Source organism: Flavobacteriales bacterium, assembly GCA_013214975.1.
Lineage (GTDB): Bacteria > Bacteroidota > Bacteroidia > DT-38 > DT-38 > DT-38.
In genome coordinates this window covers 1-9,483 of the sequence record JABSPR010000151.1, presented here as the reverse complement: position 1 = coordinate 9,483, position 9,483 = coordinate 1, and the positions used below count along the sequence as shown (strand labels likewise).

The window sequence follows — 9,483 nt, the reverse complement described above, 5'->3', positions numbered from 1 at the left end:
TACGCTGCTAAAACATAAGGTGCAAACCACCCATCAACAACACCTTCATATTCCTCCCATGGATCAAGCATATCAACCAATGGATCCGCAAATTTCTTCCTCAATCCTTCCGGGTAATCAACAACTTGTAATCCTTCATCTTGCGATAGTACTTGTCCAGATCTAATCCAATTTACAGGATTCGCAGCATCAACGTCAGCAACTCCCTCTAACCATTGATTACTTGAATCGGCGAATTCAATCGAAGAACCGAGCAGACCATTACCTTCATCTAACAATATTCCCGGATTAACTCCTTGTCTAATTCTAATAGAAATTCCCCATTCTGGAATTAATTGTTCGTATGGAGTCGCGATACTAACAGTACTATATACCGTATCTAAAGATCCATCCATCCAAATTTTCCATTCTGCCGAATCTAAATCTCCTTTAGCAGTATTATCCAGCATTTGGAAAGTAAATGAAGTATCAGGCACATTCAAAGGATTAATGATTTTTACGTCAATTGGCCCACTACCCGATTCGTAAGTGATATTTTTCAACAATCCACCAGGAGCATTAAGTACTTCGTTACGCATAGAATCGGAAATATTCAATACATTTCCTCCATTACCTTGTCCTTCTAGTCTTGTTAAAGGAGGTCCTTGTCCATAACCTGATCGCACAATAGTTCCAGAAACCTGCTTATGAGGAATGGCACTAAAGGTTTGGATACTTCCAAATGGAGTTTGTCTACTAGCCAAATATGGAGTTTGCTGTCCATCTAGCATCAACGGATTAAGAGGGTCGTAATCTTTAAAATTATTGTGTGCATATGCAATCGCAATAAAATAGTATGCCTTATTATTAACTAAAGTTTTATTCTCTGCAGCAAATAAATCCGTAGTTATTTTAAACGAATGCCTCACACCTTCATCGGCTCCATCTACCATTAAGGATGGCACTGGCGCCTCTATAGCCTCGTCAAAAACATAATTTACCATTTTGCCATAGCCATCACTTTTATCACATTGATATGCTAATCGAGCTAATTCTGAGTTAGCCAAATCCGATACTGAAACTGCTGCGTCACGCACTTGATAAATCTGATAACCTTGGAATTTATATAACGAATAATCTACAAAGAGCTGAGCACTATCAAACTCTTCCGTCCATAAATCATGATTCGATTCATAATAAGTATTGTATCCAACGTCTATCGAATCTGGCACAATAATAGCGGGATCTTTTATTTCATAAATTTCTCTATAGTTATTAGATGCAGCACTATTAGATATATAAATAACTAACTCCTCATCCAATTCAGCGAATTCAACATCAGGTGCATGCGGTCCTTCAAGAACTTTAAAACAGTTATCAAATAATCTTTGTGCTTTATCATCCGCCAAGAATAATAGCTCAACAGAATTATATGGATCCCCTGAAGTAGTCCTTGCATATACAATTCCGTATGTTATATCATTCCATTCACCTGGATCCAACGTAAATGGACCGGATGATTGTACACTTGCTCGGTCACCTGGAGCGTTTGAAGCACCACCTTTTGAAGTTAATTCCGTCCAATTTGAAGGATTAACTGATGGTATTTCACCTCTAGTTCCCCAATGTAAAGCATCTGAATTACCTGGGAATGCGAAATCTGTTTCTACATCAGACGATTCCACAGGATTATTATGCCCTGTTCCACCATGTATCATTGGAGTTTGATCTCTCCAGATCCCTCTCATTATATTATAAAACTCATAATCCGATTGCGGTGGTCCATTAAATCCGGTTGCCCCTGCTTGAAAATCTACATAGATAAATCTTCGCATTCCATAACGTTCATTATCAATTATACCATCCCCATAACCAATTCCGTTTAATGCCTCATTAAATTCAATTCCTACTTCATTATCAATTTCATCCTCATCTTGCCAAGGACCCTCAAAATAATCAATTCCAATAGCTGGTGGACTCTCTCCAAATACATTATAACCAGATTGCGGACCATCAACAGCATCACCGTTATAACAGAAAGCCAAACCTCTCTCGATATGACAACCTATATAATCATCATCATATGCTCCAATGTCCGTTTCAGCAAAAATTGCAAAATAAGTATCCTCTAACACAAAAGACGATCTATTTCTCATTTCGAAATTATAGAATGTCATATTATTCAATTCATCATTAGTAGCGAAACAGAATGCCTGCGCCCTAATTTCCATTCCAATTTGCTGGCCATTCGACTCAGTATGGGCATTACCCGCATCGTTAAATATCCACCATAAAGTTTGATCACCAAACAAAGTTGTAGGCGCATCTCTATCACAACCAACAGTACCAGCAATATCGTACCAAGGATAATCCGGCGTTAACGGAGGAGAACCTAATGGATCATACTTTAAATCGCCATTTCCATCATAAAATGGTGCTAAATATGGATCTTCACCCTCTCCACCATGTGCTGGCCAATTCAAAATAATATCCGGCACTGTATATCCTTCAAACTTTTCAGGGTTTTCTTTCCAAGCAATAAATTCTAGAACTTGAGGTCTTGTAATATCAAATATCCGATCATATTCCAGACACGTTTCCGCACTAATAGATGCATTATCTAATTGCAATGGACCAGGCCACCAATCTTGTCCATCTAATCCATATGTTAATGCAGCTACTTTCTTTTGTCCGTTTACATCAGTTCCTGCCAACCAAAGTCCACCTGTACTCAAAACACCTGCTTCTTGATTCTTAGGTACTATATAACTCGATTGATAAACTTTTTCATACCACATATCTCCATAAGAATGAATATTTGCTCTAACATTATTCAGATTCAAATCAGCAGCGGCACTACCTGGCTGACAACCTGCTGCCTTAGATACTCTTTCGGAACGTTTTTTTACTTGAACTAAGGCTCTATATTCAGCTTTAGTTAGCTCAGACAAGTTTTGAGCAAAAGAAACAGCTCCACCCATCATAGTAATAACTACAATTAATCCGAATACAATATTTATTTTACTTATTCTCATTCCCATTTATCTAAAAGGCAAAACTAACTCCAACTTGAATCAATCGCGGTGACATATATGCACTTGGATCTTTCATTGATGTTTGATAATAATCTACAAAAGAATCAGGATCAAGCATTTCAGCAATTACTAATTCTGCTTGAGCAGACGCTAAGTATCCATCATCATTTGAATTTCCAGTGAAGTTATGAAGGGTGCTCGGATACTTTAGGTTTAATATATTAAAGCATATTATTTCAAAATACCCCTCTATCCAGGCTCCATCTCTTGCCCCCTTTTTATGATCTTCTCCTCTCCAACCTAATCCAAACTCAAATTCTCTACTGAAAGTAACGTCAACAGTAAACCTCCATGGATATCTCGCTCCATTTATATCTCCTAACAAACTAGACGAACTAGCTCCTGTTTGTGTTGCCGTCGCTCTTCTTTCTAACGAATACGGTTGACCTGAGCCTCCAACTACTTTAAGGTTAATTCCTGAATTTGCAAACACTTGAAATCCGACACCAGGCTCCTCATCTTCTTCAACCACTTCCACGACCTCATCAGTCGAATCCTCTATCACAACTTCATCAACCTCTGAATTTTTCTTTTTCTTTTTTTCTTTCTTCTCTTTAGGTTCTTTCTCTGGTTTAGGACCTCCTATTACCCATCCTGTATATTCATCCGACCATTCTGTTCTATAATCAGCTCCAATCGAAATAGCATGACGCCTATCAAAGTCAAGCGGGATTAAAAATCTATTTCCAGCAAATCCGGCTCTAAGCAACTTTAATCCATCTTCAGAAGAAGATCCAGTTCCATCAGCAAATTGAAGTGTATAGTTAACTGAACCACTTATACCTGTATTACCAATTTTCCTTAAGTCATATCCAATCGTACCACCTTTAACAGTCGAGAAATCAATATTTCTAGTAGTATAGTATGTATTTGGAAAGGCGCCATTAACAACACCAGCATTTAATTGATCCCGCATTTCTCTGTAATAAGCCGTGAATTTTAACGCTGACTTATTCGACAATTTAGTTTGAAAACCAAGCTCATAATCAATAGTCATTTCCTGTTTCAGGTTTGGATTTTCTATCTCGGCATCTGTCACAGACTTTAAGAACAAGTACTGCATATAATCCGCACCATTACTTGACATCGGACGTTGAACCAACCTATCATAATGTGCAAAGAACAAAGCTTCATCCGAAATTGGGAAGGAGAATGATAATCTAGGACTCACTTTAACTTGAGGCACGTAATCCTCAAATGCAGAAGAATTAATACCGTTACTTTCTATTACGGATGCATCTTCTACGAAATATGGATTTATACCTGTAGATGATTTTACTTGCTCAAAAGAATTTAGCTCAATACCTGATGCATTATACCAAACATCTCCATCTCTAAATCCTTGAATCCTTTCGGGATTTTTATAATCATTAACATATACTTTATAGTCTCCGCCAATATTTGATGGAATATCCCCTAATTCATCATTTGTTAAATCATTAACTTCTCTAATATTATATAGGGAATATTTATCCTTTAGAACCTGTTGATTATTATCATATCTATCTACTCTAATACCGGCTGTAAAGAATAGATCCCTAAATGCAAATTCATCTTGAATATAAAAAGCAGAATATATTGGTTCTTGGACAGGTATTTCTCTTTTAAAATTACCAAAATCATCTTTTGCATTAAAAAAGTCATCTACCGTAGATCTTTTGTTCGTCTTTTCTCCTGTATGATCATAACCAATATAACCTACTGCAGCATTTGCAGTACTTCCATTAAACAATTCATCTGGGCTGAACATATCCAAGCTATACGTATCTGGATCATACTCATCAATATTTAACATTTCGAGATCACCTGCTCCAATTTTTTCTCTTAGGTTATAATCAAAGTAATTTTGAACTGATGTATTATTTATTCTATCAAAATTCACGGTGTCAACAAGTATTGGATCTCCTACAGAATTCAAAGCATAATCCCCATTTTGGTCCAGTGCAAATACATAATTAGGAGAATTTAAATCTAACTGCTGTATATGGAAATTCGCTCTATCTCTCATTATTTGCCATAACCCCATCGGACTTACAAAGAAACTTCGATATGGTCTTTTCTCATATTCAAAACCCATAGAAACCGCATGAGCAGTCGATATTTTTTTTCCTATATCAACAGATACATTACCAGTAAACCTCATTTGGCTATATTCAGATTTCTCAAACCCCGAATATGTATAGTATTTTCTAGCACCTGAATCCCAGGCGTATGCTCCATATACTGTACCTCGAGCTGGATAAATCCCAGCAATGTATTCAGGCTGATCACCATTAATTAAACCACCGCCTTGTTGAACCTGTAACCGATTTTGATAATTATCAACGACATTATCCCCATGAAAATTATAATACTGACTTGTATAGGCTGCCAACTGAGGATTTGATTCGCCTGGGGTAAATTCGTAGAGTGTGTCTTTATACGCATTATGCATCCTAGCGTTAACATATACAGAATCTCCCGATCCGTCTAGACTAGCAAAAGCTCTAGTTTCACGTTCATATGTTGGCGCTCTATGTGTTTTAAAACTACCAATATGGCCATAAGAAAAATAATCGTCTCTGAATTTCTCGTTCATCACACTAACCTTCTGCATGGTATAATCCCCTTGAATCGTGTAATTAACATTTTTGAACAATCTTGAAGAATCAGGTTTAAGAGCTAAGCTAGCAGAATCCGGACTTAACCTATGTGTGAATTTACCAAACACCCGCCAAGTAATATCATTATTCAGGGTTCTAGGAGCATCACTATTAAACATCAATTGATCCCTTTGCATTTCGCTTGACACATCATATGCAAAAGAACCTCCAAATTTCAATGTGGTCTTTTTGGATGTGTTAACGTTAAAATTACCTGAGATACTTCCACTATAGCCTCTTTCTTTTGCTTTGTTAATCGGTTCAAAATCAGATGCTCTCAGATATTCAGCTGACATAGCAGTTCCTTCGGCTTGCAATACTAATGGCGCCTGGTCTAATCTTTCAATAACATCATCTTTCGCTCTATATAATGATCCACCTTGATAACCATAGTTTGGCTGATGATAAATCTGACTACTAACCATATAGCTAATAAAAGGCTTCTTGTATTTTTTCATATCCAAAGAACCCGTATTCTCCCCATCAGCAACTGCCTTCGCAATTTTCGCCTTGTCCTTCAATTGAACCAAGGGTCCGCCTGCCATAAAACTCACCATATTACTTGAATTAAAATCCCAGTAATTATGCGCTGCAACCCTTGACATAAATTCTATACTACCAAAAAACTCACTAGATGCACCTTTAGTCGTTACGCTAATTACCCCTCCTGTTGCATCACCATACATCGGTGGTAACCCTCCAAGAATAACTTCAACCTGATCAATTGCTGATTGCGGTAACTCTATCGAACCAATTACTTTTATACCATCAATGTAGTAAACCGTTGCATCCGAACGCGCCCCTCTAATACTCTCAATTTCACCATCTGTAGATACTACACCACCTGCCATCAATGCCGCACTTTCAACACCCCTTCCTGGCATTTTCTTAATCTCATCTCCAGTCATTGTTTGAACTGAACCACCCTTTATATCTATTAGAGGCTTAGTATACACAACAATTTTAAATTCCTCCATCTGAATACCACTACTTAACTTCAGATCATAAACCTGAATTCCAGTACTCACACGAATCCCTGTCATTTTCAGAGGACTGAAACCGATATATTTTGCTATAATGTCATATGTCCCAACAGGAATAGCCTTAATATTATACTCTCCGTTAAAATCCGTGGCAGAACCGGCAACAAAATCACCACCTCTCTGGATTACTATATTCGCGAATGGAATCGGCTCTCCTGTCTCAGCATCTGTTAAAACTCCCTTAACAGAACCGTTACCACTTTGTGAAAACCCCTGTACAGAAAGACAGAGTACCGATATTACAACTAATATTCTCTTCAACAATATCATTTCAATGCTCGCTTTTTTCAAGGACGTAAATATATAAAATATATAGTGGCTCTTATTCAATATTAACCTTTTTATTGCCTCCTTCACTGCGAATTTATCTTTAATATAAAAACAGATTTAACATCTATTTAACTTGTTTCCCAATTAACCTCCTATTTAAAAACCATTATATTTTACTGTGTATCTACCGATTAAACAATTGAGCTTGTTTAGCATTCTATTATCTTTAGTTGATTTACCCCATATCTAGAATCCACCCTGAGTTTCTATTTGGGTCTTCTAACTTTTTTAGTTTTCGAGAGGCGCTTCTTTTGTTTCTCACGCTTCTGACTTTCCTCTTGTTTTTTCATATTTCCTTTGTGGCGAGCCTTTTTTTGCCCTTTCTTCATTTTTTTACTTTTCTTTCCCTGCTTTACATACTTGCCCTTTTTCTTATCACTACCACTTTGCCGCTTCCTTTTGCTCTTATTGGCCTGTTTTTTCTGCTTCTTATATTTACTCCTATCCGATCTAGAAGGCTTCTTTATTCCAAGATTTTCTTTTTTTGCCTTCTTCTTATTCTGCTTCATTTCTTTCCGAGTATCCTTGTTCTGGATTCTCTTATGATGCTCTTTGTAATTCTTCTTAGACGACTTTTCATCATCACGCACTTGTTTCCAGGTGGTTCTACCAGCACCGTCAGGAGGTGCTTGTTGAGAATACGAAAATTGAGAATATAGCAGGCTGAAAAAAACCAACGCAAGAAACATTTTCGTTTTACTTTCTGTATAAATTAATTTCAACATTAAATTTTCAATTTTGGAAAAATTCCTGATCTTGCCATTAATGAAATGTATAACATGCATTCTATTAAACCAACATGTGGATGTATAAATTAAATTATCTATCAGTATTTCTTTTTACTTTTCTTTTGAATTCATGTACAAAGGGTTTAAATCAAGAATACGTCCCGGATGTTTATGTAAATATTAATATATTCCCATCTATGCCATCTTATATTGACCTCAACCCTATAGGGGGATGGATGCAAATTGAGGGTGGCTCCAGAGGTATAATTATTTACCGATTAACTAACGACGACTTCTTAGCATTCGATCGACATTGCCCTTATGATGTGACAAATTCTTGCGGAAAGGTAAATGTTAACACAAACAATCTATTCGCCGTCGACACATGTTGCGGTTCCCAATTTCTAATTGTCGACGGAAGCGTAAATATCGGTCCAGCAACCCTGCCATTAAAACGATATAACACGAGCTGGGATGGTAACCAGCTCACAATATTTAATTAAAAAAGGCCATTATCTAAATAGACAATGGCCTCAAATAATTTTAATTACTTCTAGTATCTGTAGTGGTCAACTTTATAAGGACCTTCGATTTTTACATCAATATAATCGGCCTGTTCTTGTGATAACGTTTCTAACACAACGCCAATCTTAGCTAAGTGTAATCTTGCTACTTTCTCATCTAAATGTTTCGGCAGCATATATACTTCATTTTTGTAAGCATCTGTATTGTTCCAAAGCTCTAATTGAGCTAAAGTTTGATTAGTAAATGAATTACTCATTACAAATGACGGATGCCCTGTTGCGCAACCTAAGTTCACTAACCTACCCTCAGCTAAAACAAAGATAACATTACCATTAATGGTGTATTGATCAACTTGTGGCTTTATAGTGTCTTTAGTATTACCGTGATTCCCATTTAACCATGCCATATCAATTTCATTATCAAAATGCCCAATGTTACAAACGATTGTTTGATCTTTCATTGATTCAAAATGCTTTCCTTGAATAATGTTAAAGTTACCGGTTGTAGTTACAATAATGTTTGCCTCTTTACATGCATCATCCATTCTCTTCACTTCAAAACCATCCATTGCAGCTTGCAGCGCACAAATAGGATCAATCTCAGTCACTATAACTCTTGCACCAGCACCAGCTAAAGAAGCTGCCGAACCTTTCCCTACATCTCCATAACCAGCAACAACAGCAACTTTTCCGGCCATCATTACATCAGTTGCTCTTCTAATTGCATCTACTAAAGACTCTTTACATCCGTATTTATTATCAAATTTAGATTTAGTAACTGAATCGTTTACATTAATTGCTGGCATAACTAATGTACCTGCTTTCATTCTATCGTATAATCTATGAACACCTGTTGTCGTTTCTTCTGATAACCCTTTAATTCCTTCACACAATTCTGGATATTTATCAAATACCATATTTGTTAAATCTCCACCGTCATCCAAAATTAAATTTAATGGCTTACCATCTTTAAAACCCATAATTGTCTGATCAATACACCAATCAAAATCCTCATCGCTCAATCCTTTCCAAGCATAAACAGGAACTCCTGTTACGGCGATTGCAGCAGCAGCTTGATCTTGTGTAGAGAATATATTACAAGACGACCAAGTAACCTCAGCACCTAATGCTGTTAATGTTTC

5 protein-coding genes are annotated in these 9,483 nt (G+C 36.7%); 1 reads left to right on the top strand and 4 read right to left on the bottom strand.

From position 1 onward, the window contains the following. The 3 genes from HRT72_05535 to HRT72_05525 form a co-directional block, all read right to left on the bottom strand. Positions 1–3,014, bottom strand: a 3,014-nt coding sequence (locus HRT72_05535) for a T9SS C-terminal target domain-containing protein (protein NQY67170.1), incomplete at its 3' end; no start/stop codon positions are given. Between the two features lie 10 nt (positions 3,015–3,024). Beyond that, positions 3,025–7,020: a carboxypeptidase regulatory-like domain-containing protein gene (locus HRT72_05530; protein ID NQY67169.1), complete on the bottom strand. Its 3,996-nt coding sequence runs from the start codon at positions 7,018–7,020 to the stop codon at positions 3,025–3,027. A 275-nt stretch (positions 7,021–7,295) separates the two neighbouring features. Further along, positions 7,296–7,814: a hypothetical protein gene (locus HRT72_05525; GenBank protein ID NQY67168.1), complete on the bottom strand. Its 519-nt coding sequence runs from the start codon at positions 7,812–7,814 to the stop codon at positions 7,296–7,298. Between the two features lie 80 nt (positions 7,815–7,894). On the opposite strand from HRT72_05525, the gene HRT72_05520 reads away from it, so the two are divergent. After that, positions 7,895–8,320, top strand: coding sequence for a hypothetical protein (locus HRT72_05520; protein ID NQY67167.1), 426 nt, complete (start codon positions 7,895–7,897; stop codon positions 8,318–8,320). A 50-nt stretch (positions 8,321–8,370) separates the two neighbouring features. Here the strand turns inward: HRT72_05520 and HRT72_05515 are convergent. Next, positions 8,371–9,483 (bottom strand): adenosylhomocysteinase (locus HRT72_05515; protein ID NQY67166.1); only part of this gene is annotated, 1,113 nt, incomplete at its 5' end.